The 17,605-nt window shown below is 63.8% G+C and carries 13 protein-coding genes and 1 pseudogene; all 14 read left to right on the forward strand.

Going from position 1 to position 17,605, the window contains the following annotated elements:
* The first annotated feature begins 1,022 nt into the window (after positions 1-1,022).
* The 14 genes and pseudogenes from CK486_RS18500 (at position 1,023) to CK486_RS10215 (ending at position 17,516) form a co-directional block, all read left to right on the forward strand.
* Complete coding sequence (locus CK486_RS18500; protein WP_371915498.1) at positions 1,023-2,111, forward strand: methyl-accepting chemotaxis protein; 1,089 nt, start codon at positions 1,023-1,025, stop codon at positions 2,109-2,111.
* Positions 2,012-3,813, forward strand: a pseudogene (dsbD, locus tag CK486_RS10155) (protein-disulfide reductase DsbD). The gene CK486_RS18500 and the pseudogene dsbD overlap by 100 nt, the downstream one beginning before the upstream one ends.
* 145 nt (positions 3,814-3,958) lie before the next feature.
* Complete coding sequence (gene aroQ, locus CK486_RS10160) at positions 3,959-4,402, forward strand: type II 3-dehydroquinate dehydratase (RefSeq protein WP_095940179.1); 444 nt, start codon at positions 3,959-3,961, stop codon at positions 4,400-4,402.
* Positions 4,403-4,422: 20 nt separating this feature from the next.
* Entirely contained in the window at positions 4,423-4,887 is a 465-nt protein-coding gene (accB, locus tag CK486_RS10165; protein WP_095940180.1) for an acetyl-CoA carboxylase biotin carboxyl carrier protein, read from the forward strand.
* Between the two features lie 16 nt (positions 4,888-4,903).
* Positions 4,904-6,253 carry an acetyl-CoA carboxylase biotin carboxylase subunit gene (gene accC, locus CK486_RS10170; protein WP_095940181.1) on the forward strand — a complete coding sequence of 450 codons (1,350 nt, stop codon included), beginning with the start codon at positions 4,904-4,906 and terminating at the stop codon, positions 6,251-6,253.
* 124 nt (positions 6,254-6,377) lie between these two features.
* Positions 6,378-7,256: a 50S ribosomal protein L11 methyltransferase gene (gene prmA, locus CK486_RS10175; RefSeq protein WP_095940182.1), complete on the forward strand. Its 879-nt coding sequence runs from the start codon at positions 6,378-6,380 to the stop codon at positions 7,254-7,256.
* A 45-nt stretch (positions 7,257-7,301) separates the two neighbouring features.
* On the forward strand, positions 7,302-8,756 hold the full coding sequence (locus CK486_RS10180; protein ID WP_095940183.1) for a DUF3426 domain-containing protein: 1,455 nt from the start codon (positions 7,302-7,304) through the stop codon (positions 8,754-8,756).
* Positions 8,757-8,933: 177 nt separating this feature from the next.
* Positions 8,934-9,932, forward strand: a complete 999-nt coding sequence (gene dusB, locus CK486_RS10185; protein ID WP_095940184.1) for a tRNA dihydrouridine synthase DusB — start codon at positions 8,934-8,936, stop codon at positions 9,930-9,932.
* Positions 9,929-10,249, forward strand: coding sequence for a DNA-binding transcriptional regulator Fis (fis, locus tag CK486_RS10190; protein ID WP_095940185.1), 321 nt, complete (start codon positions 9,929-9,931; stop codon positions 10,247-10,249). The genes dusB and fis overlap by 4 nt, the downstream gene beginning before the upstream one ends.
* A 78-nt stretch (positions 10,250-10,327) precedes the next feature.
* Entirely contained in the window at positions 10,328-11,935 is a 1,608-nt protein-coding gene (gene purH / locus CK486_RS10195) for a bifunctional phosphoribosylaminoimidazolecarboxamide formyltransferase/IMP cyclohydrolase (protein ID WP_095940186.1), read from the forward strand.
* A 100-nt stretch (positions 11,936-12,035) separates the two neighbouring features.
* A complete protein-coding gene (locus CK486_RS10200; RefSeq protein ID WP_095940187.1) occupies positions 12,036-12,665 on the forward strand; it encodes a hypothetical protein in 630 nt (209 codons plus the stop codon).
* A 17-nt stretch (positions 12,666-12,682) separates the two neighbouring features.
* Positions 12,683-13,972 (forward strand): phosphoribosylamine--glycine ligase, encoded by a 1,290-nt coding sequence (gene purD / locus CK486_RS10205; protein WP_095940188.1) that lies wholly within the window; start codon positions 12,683-12,685, stop codon positions 13,970-13,972.
* Between the two features lie 114 nt (positions 13,973-14,086).
* Positions 14,087-16,876: a hybrid sensor histidine kinase/response regulator gene (locus CK486_RS10210; protein WP_095940189.1), complete on the forward strand. Its 2,790-nt coding sequence runs from the start codon at positions 14,087-14,089 to the stop codon at positions 16,874-16,876.
* Positions 16,877-16,919: 43 nt separating this feature from the next.
* A complete protein-coding gene (locus CK486_RS10215) occupies positions 16,920-17,516 on the forward strand; it encodes a MarC family protein (RefSeq protein ID WP_095940190.1) in 597 nt (198 codons plus the stop codon).
* Positions 17,517-17,605 lie beyond the last annotated feature (89 nt).

Raw genomic sequence — 17,605 nt, forward strand, 5'->3', positions numbered from 1 at the left:
TGATTACCGCCTGCGCCGCATTGGGCGCGACCCTCTGGTGGTCGCAACAGGCGCTGCAGCAGCCCTATCAGCTGATGAGTCGCTACCTCAATCTGTCGCAGCGCTTCCAGCAGGAAGTCGCCGACAACATCCAGGCATACCTGCGCAGCGGCGACGCCCTGCGTCACCAGGCTGCCACGCGCGCCATCGAACAGCTGGGCAGCGATCTGGATGCGCTGCCAGTTGAGCTGCAAACTGGTGTTCGTAGCCAGCTTGAGCAACTACAGCAGTTCAGCGCCAATGAACTACTGGCAGCCGGCAAACTCTCCGGCAATGCTCAGGGCTTGCTTCTCCAGGCCGAGCGGGAGATGGCCGGCAGCCTCAGCCAGCTGGGCCGCTATATGGCCGCCAGCACCCACCCGGATGCACCACGCTACGGCGAGCCCCTGCAGCGCGGCGGCCAACTGCTGCTGCAACTGGCGCACCAGCGCGAACAGTACGTCAGCCAGGGCCAGAGCCAGCAACTGGCCGAAGTGCAGCGCTCACTCAAACTGCTCGAACAGCTGAGCCGCGACCTCGAAGCCCTGCCATTGCTCGGCGTACTGGAGGAATCCAGCGGCAACGAGTTCGCGGCGATGCTCGGACTGGCCGACGAACAAGAAAAGCCTGCCAGCGACCAGGGCATCGCCCTCAAGCATGAGCTGGCGGCGCTGGTTCAGCGCTACCCCGCGGAGCTAGAACGGACCCGCCAGCTGATTACCGCGCGCAACGACCTGGCCGACGCCAGCCGCGAACGGATCGACAACCTGCAACAGGCACTGGCGGCACTGGAGCCTGCCGTACGCAGTGAACATCAGCGCATCCAGAGCGAGGTTCGCCTGCTGCAGGGCGGTGTGATCGCCCTGCTCCTGCTCATTGCCATCAGCATCGATACCTTGCAGCGCCGCCTGACCCGCGTTCTGGAGCGTCTGGTTCCACAACTGTCGAACTGGGCCGCCGGGCATTTCGGCCAGAGCGTCGGCCTGCAGGCTCAGACCACCGAAATGCGCGCCATCGAAGACTCCCTCAACCAGCTGCGCGACTATCTGGTCGGGCTGGTTGGCAGCATTCGCCTGCATGCCGAGCAGGTCGCCGGCAGCAGTCACAGCCTGGCGCACCTGAGTGACGGTCTGCATCAGGGTGCCGAGCGTCAGGTCGCCGATACAGCACAGATCCGCGACGCCCTTGGCGATCTGGAGCAGACCATCCAGCAGGTCGCCAGCGATGCCAGCCAGACCGCGCAGGCCAGCCAGGAGGCCGACCGTGCCGCCCTGCACAGTCAGCAGGTGATCAGCCAGAGCCTGGCCGGCCTCTACCAACTGGTCGAACAGGTACAGGGCAATGCCCAGTCCATCGAGCAACTGGCCGGCGAAACCGCCGCCATCGAACAGGTGCTCACCGTGATTCGCGGCGTGGCCGAGCAAACCAACCTGCTGGCCCTCAATGCCGCTATCGAGGCGGCCCGTGCCGGCGAGATGGGCCGCGGCTTCGCTGTGGTCGCCGAGGAGGTCCGCTCGCTGGCTCAGCGCACCACCCTGGCCACCAGCGAGATCCAGCAACTGATCGACCGCCTGCAGCAGGCCGCTCGCCAGTCGGTGGACGCCATGCGCATTCAGGTCGAACAGGCCAGCAGTACCGCTCAGCAGGCGGCCAGTGCCGACGGCGCGCTGGACGAGGTGGTCAAGGCCATCCGCACCATCGCCGAGAATGCCTCGCGCATCGCCGAAGCCACCGCCCAGCAGGGCGCGCCGCCAGCGAGATCCGCGGACACAGCCAGCGCATCCATCAGCTGGGTGGCGACAACCTGCAGCACATCAGCGCCAGCCGCCAGCAAGGCGCCCAGCTGCAAAATCTCAGCGGAGAGCTGCGCACCGCCGTGCAGGCCTTTCAGGTCTGACCGCTGGCACTGGCGAAACAACCGCTTGCAGGCGGAGCCTGCAGGCGGCAGGCGGCTCCGTTATGATGGCGGCTTTCTGCAGTTTCGAGACTGTCCATGCGCCGCCTGTTGCCGCTCCTGCTCCTGTTACTGTGCCTGCCCGTCAGCGCCAACCTGTTTGATCCGCGCCCCTCTGCCGAGTTGGGCGCACCGCTGAACAACAGCCGCGACTTCCTGCCGGTCGCCGAAGCCTTTGTACCGAGCCTGGTCGAGCGCACGGCCAGCTCCGTCAAGCTGCGCTTCGTCAATGCCGAAGGCTATTACCTCTACCGTCACCGTTTCAGCGTCAAGAGCGAGCCCGCCGGCATTGCCCTCGGTGAACTGCAGCTGCCTGCGGGCAAGCACAAGCAGGATGAGTATTTCGGCGATGTCGAGGTCTACTACGGCGTGCTCGATCTGGAAGTGCCGCTGCCGGCTGGAAACAATCAGGCCTTTACCCTGCTGCTGACCTACCAGGCTGCGCCGACAAGGGGCTGTGCTATCCGCCAGAAACCGCACGCCTGCCTATCCCGGCTGCTGCCGGAAGCATCCCGGCGACCACAGACGCGACGTCTGACAACTCCCCCACCGACAGCAGCGCAACCCAAACCGCGCTGAACTGGCATGAGCTGCTGCTGTTCTTCCTCGCCGGCCTCGGTTTGACCTTCACTCCCTGCGTGCTGCCCATGCTGCCGATCCTCTCGGGCGTGGTATTGCGCGGACAAATCGGCGGCCTGCGCGGCTTCAGTCTGTCGCTGACCTATGTCATCGCCATGGCCGCCAGCTTTGCCGTGCTCGGCGCTCTGATGGGCCTGTTCGGCGCCGAGCTCAACCTGCAGGCCCGCCTGCAGTCGCCCTGGGTGCTGATTCCTTTCGCTGCCTTCTTTGCCGCGTTCGCGCTGGCCATGTTCGGCCTGTACGAACTGCGCCTGCCACATTTCCTCAGCGCGCCGCTCGACCGTCTGGCCGGCAATACCCGTGGTGGCTCGCTGTGGGGCGCCGCCCTGCTTGGCGTGCTCTCCAGCCTGCTGGTCAGCCCCTGCGTGTCAGCCCCGCTGGCCGGTGCCCTGCTCTACATCAGTGCCAGTGGCGATGCTCTGGGCGGCGGCCTCAAGCTGTTCCTGCTGGGCATGGGCATGGGGACCCCGCTGGTGCTGTTCGCCACTGGCGGCGGCACCCTGCTGCCCAAGTCCGGCGCCTGGATGGTGACCGTGCGCAATACCTTTGGCGTGCTGCTGCTGGCGGTGGCCCTGTGGCTGCTGGAGCGCGTGCTGCCAGCCTCACTGAGCCTGGCACTGTGGGGCGTACTGGCGGCCGGCGTGGCACTGTGGCTGGGCGCCCTCGAATTCACCCTGAAAACCCACCGGCAGAAGCTGGCCCAGCTGCTGGGGCTGATGCTGCTGGTTTATGCCATCGCCACCTGGGTCGGCGCCCTGCGCGGCGAAACCGATCCGCTGCGCCCACTGGGCACGCTCGGCCCAAACGCGACCAACAGCCCCGCGACCAAAGCCGAACACTGGCAAACCATCACCACGCCGGCCGAGCTGAGCACCGCGCTGGCGGCCGCCAAGGCCGCCAAGCTGCCGCTGCTGCTCGACTGGTACGCCGACTGGTGCATCAGCTGCAAGGTGATCGAACGCGAAGTGCTGAACGCCCCCGAAGTGACCGCGCAACTGGGCGGCTACCGCCTGATCCGCTTCGATATAAGCGCCAGCAACGCCAAACAACGCGCCCTGCTCGATGGCTATCAGCTGTTCGGTCCGCCCGCCATCCTGTTTTTCGCACCCAACGGTGACGAATGGCGGGATTTGCGTGTCGTAGGTGAAGTCGATGCGCCGGAGTTCGCCCGGCGCCTGCAGGCTGCGGCCAGTAAACGCTGAGCCAAGCGTCATGCAATTGCCGTAATCGGCAGGCATCGTGTCGACAACTGCTGACAACTTAGGCGTCTTTCGGCATAGTCGCGCCATTCCATGACGGACTGGCGCGCGCTGCCAGGCTGGCTGCCAATAAGAAGGACAACGACACATGGCCACCTTTCTGGTGCTGCACGGCCCCAATCTGAACCTGCTGGGCACCCGCGAGCCCGACAAGTACGGCTCCACCACCCTGGAGCAGATCAACCTCGATCTGGAGCAGCGCGCCCGCGAAGCGGGTCATCACCTGCTCTATCTGCAGAGCAATGCCGAGTACGAACTGATCGAGCGCATCCATGCTGCGCGCAGTGAAGGCGTCGACTTCATCCTGATCAATCCGGCGGCTTTTACCCACACCAGCGTCGCCCTACGTGACGCATTGCTCGCAGTGAGCATCCCATTCATCGAAGTGCACCTGTCGAACGTGCACAAACGCGAACCTTTCCGTCATCACTCCTACTTCTCGGACGTTGCCGTGGGAGTGATCTGCGGGCTCGGGGCCACTGGCTACCGCCTCGCCCTGGAAGCCGCAATCGAACAACTTCAACGCCCCTGACCTCACCGGGAGTGACCTTTATGGATATTCGCAAAGTCAAGAAACTGATCGAACTGCTGGAAGAATCCGGCATCGACGAACTGGAGATTCGCGAAGGCGAAGAGTCCGTCCGCATCAGCCGCCACAGCAAGCAGGCCTTTGTGCAGCAGCCGGTATATGCTGCCGCGCCTGCCCCGGCCGCCGCACCAGCCGCTCCTGTTGCCGCCGCACCGGCAGCCGAAGCAGCAGCGCCGGCCGCCGCCAAGCTGAACGGCAGCGTGGTGCGTTCGCCGATGGTCGGCACCTTCTACCGCGCCGCCTCGCCGACCTCGGCCAACTTTGCCGAAGTGGGCCAGAGCGTGAAGAAAGGCGACATCCTCTGCATCGTCGAAGCCATGAAGATGATGAACCACATCGAGGCCGAGAGCAGTGGCGTGATCGAATCCATCCTGGTCGACAACGGCCAGCCGGTGGAATACGACCAGCCGCTGTTCACCATCGTCTGATTCGCGGGAGCCTGCGATGCTGGAAAAAGTCCTGATTGCCAACCGTGGCGAGATCGCCCTGCGCATTCTGCGCGCCTGCAAAGAGCTGGGCATCAAGACGGTAGCTGTGCACTCCACCGCCGACCGCGAGCTGATGCACCTGTCGCTCGCCGATGAGTCGGTGTGCATTGGCCCGGCCCCGGCGGCCAAGTCCTACCTGAATATCCCGGCGATCATCGCCGCGGCCGAAGTAACCGGCGCCACGGCCATTCACCCGGGCTACGGCTTCCTCGCCGAAAACGCCGACTTTGCCGAGCAGGTAGAGAAATCCGGCTTTGCCTTTATCGGCCCCACTGCCGACGTGATCCGCCTGATGGGCGACAAGGTCTCTGCCAAGGAAGCCATGATCAAGTCGGGCGTGCCGGTAGTACCGGGCTCTGACGGCCCGCTGCCGGAAGACGAAGAAGAAGCGCTGCGCATTGCCCGCGAAGTGGGCTATCCGGTGATCATCAAGGCCGCCGGTGGCGGTGGTGGTCGCGGCATGCGCGTGGTGCACAAGGAAGAAGACCTGATCAAATCGGCACGCCTGACCCGCACCGAGGCCGGCGCTGCGTTCGGCAACGAGATGGTCTATCTGGAAAAATTCCTGGTAAACCCGCGTCACGTCGAAGTGCAGGTACTCTCCGACGGCCAGGGCAACGCCATCCACCTGGGTGACCGCGACTGTTCGCTGCAGCGCCGCCACCAGAAGGTTCTGGAAGAAGCCCCTGCCCCGGGCATTGATGAAAAGGCCCGCGCCGAAGTGCTCAAGCGCTGCGTCGATGCCTGCATCGAGATCGGCTACCGCGGCGCCGGCACCTTCGAGTTTCTCTATGAAGACGGCCGCTTCTACTTCATCGAGATGAACACCCGCGTGCAGGTCGAGCACCCGGTCACCGAAATGGTAACCGGCGTCGATATCGTCAAGGAGATGCTGCGCATCGCCGGTGGCGCCAAGCTGTCGATCAAGCAGGAAGATGTGGTCATCCGCGGCCATGCCCTGGAGTGCCGGATCAACGCCGAAGACCCGGACAACTTCATGCCCAGCCCCGGCAAGATCAAGCACTACCACGCCCCGGGCGGCAACGGCATCCGCGTCGACTCGCATGTCTACAGCGACTATGTGGTTCCGCCGAACTACGACTCGCTGATCGGCAAGCTGATTGCCTATGGCAAGGATCGCGACGAAGCCATGGCGCGCATGCGCAATGCTCTCGACGAGATCGTGGTCGACGGGATCAAGACCAACATCCCGCTGCACCGCGACCTAGTTCGCGACAAGGGTTTCTGCAAGGGTGGCATCAACATCCACTACCTGGAAAAGAAACTCGGCATGGACAAGCACTGAGCCTGCTCCGCCACCGACAAGGGCTGCCAACCGGCAGCCCTTGTCGTTTGTGCCGGCTGCGCCCCTCAAGTAAGCTTGCCGCCTTTTCGTCCAAGCCCCATTTTCTGCGTCTTCGAGGTCTGCCATGCCCTGGTTACAAGTTCGTCTTGCCATTACTCCGGAACAGGCAGAAACCTACGAAGACGCCCTGCTGGAAGTCGGCGCCGTGTCTGTCACCTTCATGGATGCCGAGGATCAGCCGATTTTCGAGCCGGATCTGGGGACCACCCCGCTGTGGTCGCACACCCACCTGCTGGCCCTGTTCGAAGCCGACACCGATCCGGCCAATCTGGTAGCACACCTGCAACTGCTGACCGGCGGCGACCTGCCCGAGCACCAGATTGAGCGCATCGAAGATCAGGACTGGGAGCGCAGCTGGATGGACAACTTCCAGCCCATGCACTTCGGTCAGCGCCTGTGGATTGTGCCCAGCTGGCACGAGGCGCCGGAACCTCAGGCCGTCAATCTGCTGCTTGATCCGGGCCTGGCCTTCGGCACCGGCACCCACCCGACCACCTCGCTGTGCCTGCAGTGGCTCGACGGCCAGGCGCTAGACGGCTGCAGCGTGCTGGATTTCGGCTGCGGCTCGGGCATTCTGGCCATTGCCGCACTGCTGCTGGGCGCTGAGCGCGCCGTCGGCACCGACATCGACCCGCAGGCTCTGGAGGCTTCGCGCGACAACGCCTCGCGCAACGGCATCGCCGCCGAGCGTTTCCCGCTCTACCTGCCGGGCGACATGCCGGCCGGCACCTACGACGTGGTGGTGGCCAATATCCTCGCCGGCCCACTGGTGCAGTTGGCACCGACCATCAGCGCCCATGTCCGTCCCGGTGGCCGTCTGGCCCTGTCCGGCATCCTCGCCGAGCAGGCCGAGGAGGTACGCGCCGCCTACGCCGAGCTGTTCGAGCTGGACCCGACCGCGGTACAGGACGGCTGGGTTCGTATCAGCGGCGTGCGCCGCTGAGCGGCTTTTGGTTAGACTAGCGCCCAGCTTGATAGGGACAGCCGCATGACCGACAGCTTTGTCACCCAGTGCCCACACTGCCGCACCAGTTTCCGCGTGAGCAGCGCCCAGCTTGGCGCTGCCCATGGCGCCGTGCGCTGTGGTGCCTGCATGCAGGTGTTCAATGCCGCCCAGCATCTGCTGGGGGAGCAGACACCAAGCCGCACCGCACCGACCGCATCCGTTGTACGCCCAGCGGCGCCGACGCCGACACCGGCAACCGTCAAGCCAAGAACCGACACGCCCATTGCGGCCAGCAGCGCCACAGCCAGCTCAGCGCGTCCAGCCACAGCTCCGGCTCCGGCTCCGGCTCCGGCTCCGGCTCCGGCTCCGGCTCCGGCTCCGGCATCAGCATCGCCCAAGAAGATCAGTGACGACACCCTGTGGATTCACGACGATCTCGACCTCGACGCACTCAACCTCGACGAAGAGCTGGCACGCCTGGAAGAGGAAGAGCAGCAGCTCTCCCGTGACTTCCTCGCCGTGGAGCGGGCGCCAAAACCTCAGGAACAACTGCTCAGCCAGCTCAGCGCCCGCCGCGATCCACACGATGAGAGCTGGGCCGAGCAATTGCTGGAAGACCCCAAAGCCAGCCCGGCGCCTCCGCCCCCGCGGATTACGCCTCGTGAGCCTGCTGCTACACCGCCTGCGGCGGCTGAGCCACGCATTGAGCCAGCCGTTACTCCGCTGAGCGGCGAGGATGAGTCGCACGACGACGATGATGACGGCCTGCACCCGGACTTCCGCCGACATGAGGGTGACAGCTCGCTGCGCCTGAGGGCGGACAACGAGACTGACAGCGAGCCCGAAGAAGACGAGCGCGAACCCACGTTCAGCGCGCTACCGCCGCGCGCGCGGATCGAGGAAATCGAACTGACCGCCAGCGCCCCCCTGCGCAGCGAGCCGGCCCTGCGCAACGAGAGCCTGCTCAACCTCAGTGAAGAGCCGTTGCAGCTCGACTGGCAGCAGCCGAAGAAGCCCTGGGGCCGCTGGATCGGCTGGAGCCTGCTCAACCTGATCGGTGCCGGCGCTCTGGCAGGCCAGTACGTGAGCTACCACTTCGACGAGCTGGCCCGTCAGGATCAGTACCGCCCCTGGTTCGAGCAGCTGTGCCCGGAGATTGGCTGCAAACTGCCGTCCAAGGTCGATGTGGCGCAGATCAAGAGCAGCAATCTGGTGGTGCGCAGCCACCCCGAGTTCAATGGCGCCCTGGTGGTCGATGCCATCCTCTACAACCGCGCCCTGTTCTCCCAGCCTTTCCCACTGCTGGAATTGCGCTTCGCCGACATGAACGGCCAACTGCTGGCCAGCCGTCGCTTCAAGCCCGGCGAATACCTCGGCGGCGAACTGGCCGGCCAGGCGGAAATGCCGCCGCAGACGCCTATTCACATCTCCCTGGACATCCTCGATCCGGGCGCCAAGGCCGTGAACTACAGCCTCAGTTTCTTCTCCCCGGAATAAGCCGCAGCCGGCAATCGGCGCCGCCTGGCGCCGGTTTTAATGCTACTGGCGATAAGCCAGTGATTGTTCAGAATTTGTTCAAAACGGCCTTCACCCCTTCATCCGGAGCGGGTATCATGCCCACCCTTTTTCGCAGTCCCGACTGAAGCAGAACAGGCCCAAGAGGCAGGGAAGAACATGTCGGCGGTACGCATCGGCCCTTATACGCTGCCCAATCAACTGATCCTCGCGCCCATGGCCGGGGTCACCGACAGGCCCTTTCGCCAGCTGTGCCGGCGCCTGGGGGCGGGCTTGGTAGTGGCCGAGATGCTGACCAGTGACGTGCGCCTGTGGAACAGCCGCAAGTCGAGCCTGCGCATGATCCACGAGGGTGACCCGGAACCCCGTTCGGTGCAGATTGCCGGCGGCGATCCGCAGATGCTGGCCGAGGCGGCCCGCGCCAATGTTCAGCTCGGCGCGCAGATCATCGACATCAACATGGGTTGCCCGGCGAAAAAGGTGTGCAACAAGGCGGCCGGCTCGGCGCTTATGAAGGACGAGGCACTGGTGGCGGAGATTCTTCACAGCGTGGTGAGCGCAGTGGATGTCCCGGTGACCCTGAAGATTCGCACCGGCTGGGACCGGCAGAACAAGAATGGCGTGACGGTGGCCAGAATCGCCGAGGACGCCGGCATCAGCGCGCTAGCCGTGCATGGCCGGACCCGCGCCGACCTGTACACCGGCGAGGCCGAGTACGACACCATTGCCGCGATCAAGCAGGCCGTGTCGATTCCGGTCTTTGCCAATGGCGATATCGATTCGCCCCGCAAGGCCCGTGACGTGCTCGCGCACACCGGCGCCGACGCCCTGCTGATCGGCCGCGCCGCTCAGGGGCGGCCCTGGATCTTCCGCGAAATCGTGCATTTCCTGGAAACCGGCGAACCACTGCCGGCCCCGCAACTGGGGGAAGTGGAGCAGATTCTGCTGGAACACCTGTCGGCACTGCATGCCTTCTACGGCGAACACATGGGCACTCGTATTGCCCGCAAGCATGTCGGCTGGTACCTCGCCAGCTTGCCTGGTGCGCGGGATTTCCGCAGCCAGTTCAATCGACTGGAGAGCATGGATGAACAATGCGCCAACGTGAGGCAGTTTTTTGCCGAACGGCATAACAACGGAGAAGAGGTGGCGGCATGACGTTGTTGAACGAGACTTTTTCGAGTGGGACCACAGTTGTGAATGATGAGCTCAACCTGAAGCAGCACCTGAACGCGCCGAGCGCCGAAGGTCAGACGCTGCGCGGCAGCGTGGAAAAAGCGCTGCGCAACTACTTCGCCCATCTGGAAGGTGCGTCGGTCACCGACGTGTACAACCTGGTGCTCTCCGAAGTAGAAGCTCCGCTGCTGGAAAGCGTGATGAATTACGTGAAGGGCAACCAGACCAAGGCCTCGGAAATGCTCGGCCTGAACCGCGGCACCCTGCGCAAGAAGCTCAAGCAGTACGACCTGCTCTGACCCAATCCTGCATAAAGGGCGATCTCGACCGAGGTCGCCCTTTATGTTTTTGATCTTTACCGCCTGATGGACAGTGACATGACCGACCAGACCACCCGCCTCCCCGTTCGCCGCGCCCTGATCAGCGTCTCCGACAAGACCGGCATCCTCGAGTTCGCCCGCGAACTCGTCGCCCTGGGCGTCGAGATCCTCTCCACCGGCGGCACCTACAAGCTGCTCAAGGACAACGGCGTGGCCGCCGTGGAAGTGGCCGACTACACCGGCTTCCCGGAGATGATGGACGGTCGCGTCAAGACCCTGCACCCGAAGATCCATGGCGGCATCCTCGGCCGTCGCGCCCTCGACGGCGCGGTGATGGAAGAGCACGGCATCAAGCCGATCGACTTGGTTGCGGTCAACCTCTACCCCTTCGCCGCCACCGTGGCCAAGCCTGGCTGTGACCTGGCCGACGCCATCGAGAACATCGACATCGGCGGCCCGACCATGGTCCGCTCTGCCGCGAAAAACCACAAAGACGTGGCCATCGTGGTCAACGCCAGCGACTATGCCGGCATCGTGGAAAGCCTGAAAGCTGGCGGCCTGAGCTACGCCCAGCGCTTCGACCTAGCGCTCAAGGCCTTCGAGCACACCGCCGCCTACGACGGCATGATCGCCAACTACCTGGGCACCATCGACCAGAGCCGCGACACCCTGTCCACCGAAGACCGCGGCGCCTTCCCGCGTACTTTCAACAGCCAGTTCATCAAGGCCCAGGAAATGCGCTACGGCGAGAACCCGCACCAGAGCGCGGCGTTCTACGTCGAGGCCCAGCGCGGCGAAGCCAGCGTCTCCACCGCCGTGCAGCTGCAGGGCAAGGAACTGTCGTTCAACAACGTGGCCGACACCGATGCCGCATTGGAGTGCGTGAAGAGCTTCGTCAAGCCGGCCTGCGTCATCGTCAAGCACGCCAACCCGTGCGGCGTGGCCGTGGCCACCGATGAAGAAGGCGGCATCCGCAAGGCCTACGACCTGGCCTACGCCACCGACACCGAGTCGGCCTTCGGCGGCATCATCGCCTTCAACCGCGAGCTGGACGGCGAAACCGCCAAGGCCATCGTCGAGCGTCAGTTCGTCGAAGTGATCATCGCGCCGAAAGTCTCCCAGGCCGCCCGCGACGTGGTCGCTGCCAAAGCCAATGTGCGCCTGCTGGAATGCGGCGAGTGGCCGGCCGAACGTGCCGCCGGCTGGGACTTCAAGCGCGTCAACGGTGGCCTGCTGGTGCAGAGCCGTGATATCGGCATGATCACCGCCGCCGACCTCAAGGTAGTGACCAAGCGCGCGCCGACCGAGCAGGAAATCCACGACCTGGTGTTCGCCTGGAAAGTGGCCAAGTTCGTCAAATCCAACGCCATCGTCTACGCCAAGGGCCGCCAGACCATCGGTGTCGGCGCAGGTCAGATGTCGCGGGTCAACTCCGCGCGCATCGCCGCCATCAAGGCCGAACACGCAGGTCTGCAGGTTGCCGGCGCGGTGATGGCCTCGGACGCCTTCTTCCCCTTCCGCGACGGCATCGACAATGCCGCCAAGGTCGGCATCACCGCGGTGATCCAGCCGGGTGGTTCGATGCGCGACCAGGAAGTGATCGATGCGGCTGATGAAGCCGGCATTGCCATGGTGTTCACAGGAATGCGCCATTTCAGGCACTAAGGAACTGTCCATGACCTCGCCGGAATAATCTGGCAGGTCATGATTTCATCGCACGGTGCAGGCATGCTCTGCGCCGTGCTCAGCCAGGAGCCAAAGGATCATGCGCTTCAGCAAATATCTAATACCCCTATTGTTGCTGTGCCTCAGCGGCTGCGCCGGACACTCATCGTTCACCGAGGAAAAACGCAAGAGCGACTTCAACGCGCAAGAAGTCAAGGACATCTATATCTATAGCTTCCTCGACGCTCGACGCGAATACACAGGCGAATCGCTGTTTCCGGTGTTTCAGAAAACATTAAGCGATCGTTTCGCCAAACACGGCGTGCGTACGCACTGGCTTTGGTTCGAGGACTCTACCTTCGGTCAGAGTTATTCAGCTGCCGAAAAGAACAGCACCGACGGTTATGGAAAGATGATTCCAGTGGGGCTGGTCACAACGCTCAACCGCACCCAAGAACTGGAAAGCAGCGCGACTCACCGCTTAGTCATCTTCCCCAAGACAGTTGGGCTTACTGGCCTGCATCAGGCCGAAGAGGAATACTACGCGCTGATTAGCTGGACACTTGAACGTCAGGCAACTCCTGGGGATGCCGTGTTCAAGGGCAGCTCAACCTTCTACAGCCGCCCTCGACGTGCAACAGAGGACCTGCAAGAAGATGTCGACGGTTTAGTCGACGACTTCCTTAACCCCATTTATACCAAGTCAGCCAAGAGCGGCTCGGGCAACTAACTAAGAGTTCAATACTAATGAACGTACTGATCATCGGCAGCGGCGGCCGCGAGCACGCCCTGGCCTGGAAAGTGGCGCAGGACAAGCGCGTTGAGAAGGTCTTCGTCGCCCCGGGCAACGCCGGCACCGCCACCGAAGCCAAGTGCGAGAACGTCGCCATTGACGTGCTGGCTATCGAGCAACTGGCCGATTTCGCCGAAAAGAACGTGCAGCTGACCATCGTCGGCCCGGAAGCGCCGCTGGTGAAGGGCGTGGTCGACCTGTTCCGTTCGCGCGGCCTGGACATCTTCGGCCCCACCGCCGCCGCTGCCCAGCTGGAAGGCTCCAAGGCTTTCACCAAGGACTTCCTGGCCCGCCACAAGATCCCCACTGCCGACTACCAGAACTTCACCGAAGTCGAGCCGGCGCTGGCCTACCTGCGCGAGAAGGGCGCACCGATCGTGGTCAAGGCCGACGGCCTGGCCGCCGGTAAAGGCGTGATCGTCGCCATGACTCTGGCCGAAGCCGAAGAGGCCGTGCGCGACATGCTGTCGGGCAACGCCTTCGGCGACGCCGGCGCCCGCGTGGTGATCGAAGAGTTCCTCGACGGCGAAGAAGCCAGCTTCATCGTCATGGTCGACGGCGAAAATGTACTGCCGATGGCCACCAGCCAGGACCACAAGCGCGTGGGCGACGGCGACACCGGCCCGAACACCGGCGGCATGGGCGCCTACTCGCCGGCTCCGGTGGTCACCCCCGACGTGCACCAGCGTGTGATGGACGAAGTGATCTACCCGACCGTGCGCGGCATGGCCAGCGAAGGCAACGTCTACACCGGCTTCCTCTATGCCGGCCTGATGATCGACAAGAGCGGTGCGCCGAAAGTCATCGAGTTCAACTGCCGCTTCGGCGACCCGGAAACCCAGCCGATCATGGTCCGCCTGGAGTCGAGCCTGGTTCTGCTGGTCGAGGCCGCCCTGGCCAAGGCGCTGGACAAGGTCGAAGCCACCTGGGACCCGCGCCCGACTGTGGGTGTGGTGCTGGCGGCCGGCGGCTACCCGGCCGACTACGCCAAGGGCGACGTCATCGAAGGTCTGGATGCTGCCGCCAAGATCGACGGCAAGGTCTTCCATGCCGGTACTGCCCTGAAGGACGGCCAGATCGTTACCGCCGGCGGCCGCGTACTGTGCGCCACCGCCATCGGCCGCACGGTATCCGAAGCTCAGGAGCAGGCCTACCGTCTGGCCGAGCAGATCCGCTGGAACGGTTGCTTCTACCGCAAGGACATCGGCTACCGCGCCATCGCCCGCGAGCGCGGCGAAGGCTGAACGTAAGCTAGAAGTAAAGGTTATGACAAAGGCGGCCAATGGCCGCCTTTGTCATATGCTGGCGGACTGACAGCTGTCTATAATCCGACCACTTACTTCGAAGGGATCTCGCCCGTGCTCCGGCTCTGGATTGCCAAAGGACTCGCTATCAGCCTGCTGCTGAGCCTGCTCGGCCTGAGCGGTTTTGCTCATGCCGATGAGCCTGGCTGGCAGGTGCTGCTGGATGCCGATGCCAGCCTGCAGCTCGACGAGGTCCGCAGCCCGGCGCTGCAGGAACGTTTCCTCGCCCAGGAACCCGACCAGTTCTATCTGCCCGGCGGCCAGAAGGCTCTGTGGCTGCATTACCAGCTGCCCGCCGACAGTCAGACACGACTGATCCGGGTACTTGCCCCTTATCTCTCCTATCTCGACCTGTATGTGATGCGGGGCGAGCAACTGCTGCGGCACACCCGCACCGGCAACCAGCTGCCCTTCAGCAGCCGACCGCTGCCCAGCAATGATCTGCTGCTGCCGCTGCCCGAGGCCAATGCGCCATTGGACCTGTACCTGCGGCTGTCGGCCAACCAGGCCCTGCGCCCGATCATCAGCCTGGAAAGCCCCCAGGCGCGGATCAGCGACAACAGCCGCGACCTGCTGCACGGCGTCATCCTCGGCTGCCTGATGCTGCTGGTGTTTTACAACCTGATGCGTTTTGCCTACTACCGCAGCAGCAACACCCTGTGGCTGGCCGGCCTGCAGCTGGCAACCGCCGGCGCCCTGATCAGCGTTCTGGGCCTTCTTGCTCCCTGGCTGGGTCAGCAGCAGTTTCTTCAGGGACAGATGCTGACCCTGTCGATACTCGTCGGGGTGTTCTGCGCCCTGGGCTTTACCGCCGGTTTTTTCAATCGTGTATGCCAAAGCCCACTGGCCCGGAACCTGCTGCGCGGGGAAATGCTGCTGGTTGCAATGCTCGCCCTGCTGCCACTGTTCAACCTGGAAATCTATCTCAACCAGCTGAGCTACCTGCTGGTGATGCTGGCCGGCCTCAGCGTACTGCTGATTTCCGCCTACCACTGGCGTCACGGCTATCGTCCGGCGCGTCTGTTCTTCGCAGGTGTCCTGCTGTTCACCCTGGTATTTCTGGCCTGCCTGCCGGTGCTGTTCGGCGCGCCTCTGCTGGCCCCGGAGGACATGCTGGTGCTGCTGTTCGGTACCTGCGTGGTCAGTGGCTTTCTGCTCAGCATGGCACTTACCGAACGGCAGACCCGCATCCTCTTCGAGCAGTTCAGCACCAGCCGCCAGATGGCGACCACCTCAGCTGAACTGAAAGCCAAGGCCGAGTTCCTGGCCAAGATCAGTCACGAAATCCGCACCCCCATGAACGGCGTACTGGGCATGACCGAGCTGCTGCTGGGCACCCCGCTCTCGGCCAAGCAGCGCGACTATGTGCAGACCATTCACAGCGCGGGTAACGAACTGCTCACCCTGATCAACGAGATTCTCGACATCTCGCATCTCGAGTCCGGCCAGATCGAGCTGGACGATGTGCAGTTCGATATCAGCGCACTGATCGAAGACTGCCTGGATATCTTCCGCGCCAAGGCCGAGCAGCAACGCGTGGAACTGATCAGTTTCATCCAGCCACAGGTGCCGCGGGTCATCAGTGGCGATCCGACGCGATTGCGACAGGCCCTGCTCAGCTTGCTGGAGAATGCCTTCAAGCAGACCGCCGAAGGCGAGATTCTGCTGGTCGCCGCGCTGGACAACAGTGGCCAGCAGCCGCGCCTGCGCATCGCCGTGCAGGACAGCGGCGACCCCTTGGACAGCAGCGAGCGCAACGTACTCCTGCATGCCGAACTGCACAGCAGCGACTTCCTTGCAGCGACCCGTCTCGGCGGCCGCCTGGGTCTGATCATCGCCCGCCAGCTGATCCGTCTGATGGGCGGCGAGTTCGGTATTCAGTCCGGCGGTGAGCAGGGCAATACCCTGTGGCTCAACCTGCCACTGTCCAGCGAGACCCTGGAGCACCCCACCAGCGATCTCGACAGCCCGTTGCAGGGCGCACGCATTCTGGTGGTCGACGACAACGAAACCTGCCGCAAGGTACTCACCCAGCAATGCAGCGCCTGGGGCCTGCAGGTCAGCGCGGTGCCCTCCGGCAAGGAAGCTCTGGCCCTGCTGCGCACCAAGGCACACCTGCGTGAATACTTCGATCTGGTCCTGCTCGATCAGGACATGCCCGGCATGACCGGCATGCAACTGGCCGCCAAGATCAAGGAAGACCCGACGCTCAACCACGACATTCTGCTGGTCATGCTCACCGGCATCAGCAATGCGCCGAGCAAGATCATCGCGCGCAACGCCGGTATCCGCCGCATCCTGGCCAAGCCGGTAGCCGGCTATACGCTCAAGGCCACCCTGGCCGACGAACTCAGCCACCGCGGCAGCGACCAGCCGCAACCTCAGGCCATGACCCAGGCCATCGAGCCGCTGCAGGTGCCACGCGACTTCCGCATTCTGGTGGCCGAGGACAACAGCATCTCGACCAAGGTGATCCGCGGCATGCTGAGCAAGCTCGACCTGCAGCCGGATACCGCCAGCAACGGCGAGGAAGCCCTGCGCGCCATGCAGAAGACGCCCTACGATCTGGTGCTGATGGACTGCGAGATGCCCGTTCTGGATGGCTTCTCGGCCACCGAACAGCTGCGCCAGTGGGAACGCGAGGAAGGTCGCCCGCGTACCCCGATTGTCGCCCTCACCGCTCACATCCTCAGCGAGCACAAGGAGCGGGCAAAGGCAGTCGGCATGGACGGCCATATGGCCAAGCCGGTGGAGCTGTCGCAACTGCGCGAACTGATCCAGCACTGGGTGATCGAACGCGAGCGCCGCCGCCAGCAGAACAGCCAGCCCCTGCACGCCAACTGAGCGACCGCGCTACACTGCCCTCACGTCTGAGCCGAGTGCCGCCATGTTTGCCGAGCTGTCCAGTCTGTACCTGAAGATGCTGGTGCTCTACAGCCCGTTCTTCGTGCTGTCGTGCTTCATCAGCCTGACCCGGGGCTACACCATCAGAGAACGCAAGCGCCTGGCCTGGAAGGTCGCCCTCGGCACATTGATCGCCAGCGTCTCGCTGTACCTCTTTGGCGAACACATCTTCACCCTGTTCGGCATCACCGTGGATGCCTTCCGCATCGGCGCAGGCTCGGTGCTGTTCATCTCGGCCCTCGGTATGGCCCAGGGCAAGCCGGCGGTGCAGCAGGATAACCTGCAGCAGGACGTGACCATCGTACCGCTGACCATTCCCATCACCGTGGGGCCCGGTACCATCGGTGCAATGCTGGTCATGGGCGCCAGCCATCCGGGCTGGGACGACCGCCTACTGGCGGTGATCGGTATCGCCGCCGCCAGCGTCACCGTCGGCGTCGTGCTCTATCTCTCCGACGGTTTTGAACGCCTGCTGGGCGATCAGGGCCTGCAGATCGTCAGCCGCCTGATGGGGCTGTTCGTCTGCGCCCTGGCCGCGCAGATCATCTTCACCGGGGTGAAGAACTACCTGCTGACCTGAGGCTGCGGCAATCAGCCGCAGCCGATATTTTTACAAGCCGTGCGCCATGCGGCTAAATCTGTAGACCTGAACCTCCATACAACAGTCAC

Origin of the sequence: Pseudomonas sp. HAR-UPW-AIA-41, from assembly GCF_002304225.1 — a bacterium.
Lineage (GTDB): Bacteria > Pseudomonadota > Gammaproteobacteria > Pseudomonadales > Pseudomonadaceae > Aquipseudomonas.

Coding starts and splice junctions, on each gene's coding strand:
- CK486_RS18500 (WP_371915498.1), top strand. CDS start 1,023: ATGCGCGCCATCGAAGACTCCCTCAACCAGCTGCGCGACTATCTGGTC.
- aroQ (WP_095940179.1), top strand. CDS start 3,959: ATGGCCACCTTTCTGGTGCTGCACGGCCCCAATCTGAACCTGCTGGGC.
- accB (WP_095940180.1), top strand. CDS start 4,423: ATGGATATTCGCAAAGTCAAGAAACTGATCGAACTGCTGGAAGAATCC.
- accC (WP_095940181.1), top strand. CDS start 4,904: ATGCTGGAAAAAGTCCTGATTGCCAACCGTGGCGAGATCGCCCTGCGC.
- prmA (WP_095940182.1), top strand. CDS start 6,378: ATGCCCTGGTTACAAGTTCGTCTTGCCATTACTCCGGAACAGGCAGAA.
- CK486_RS10180 (WP_095940183.1), top strand. CDS start 7,302: ATGACCGACAGCTTTGTCACCCAGTGCCCACACTGCCGCACCAGTTTC.
- dusB (WP_095940184.1), top strand. CDS start 8,934: ATGTCGGCGGTACGCATCGGCCCTTATACGCTGCCCAATCAACTGATC.
- fis (WP_095940185.1), top strand. CDS start 9,929: ATGACGTTGTTGAACGAGACTTTTTCGAGTGGGACCACAGTTGTGAAT.
- purH (WP_095940186.1), top strand. CDS start 10,328: ATGACCGACCAGACCACCCGCCTCCCCGTTCGCCGCGCCCTGATCAGC.
- CK486_RS10200 (WP_095940187.1), top strand. CDS start 12,036: ATGCGCTTCAGCAAATATCTAATACCCCTATTGTTGCTGTGCCTCAGC.
- purD (WP_095940188.1), top strand. CDS start 12,683: ATGAACGTACTGATCATCGGCAGCGGCGGCCGCGAGCACGCCCTGGCC.
- CK486_RS10215 (WP_095940190.1), top strand. CDS start 16,920: ATGTTTGCCGAGCTGTCCAGTCTGTACCTGAAGATGCTGGTGCTCTAC.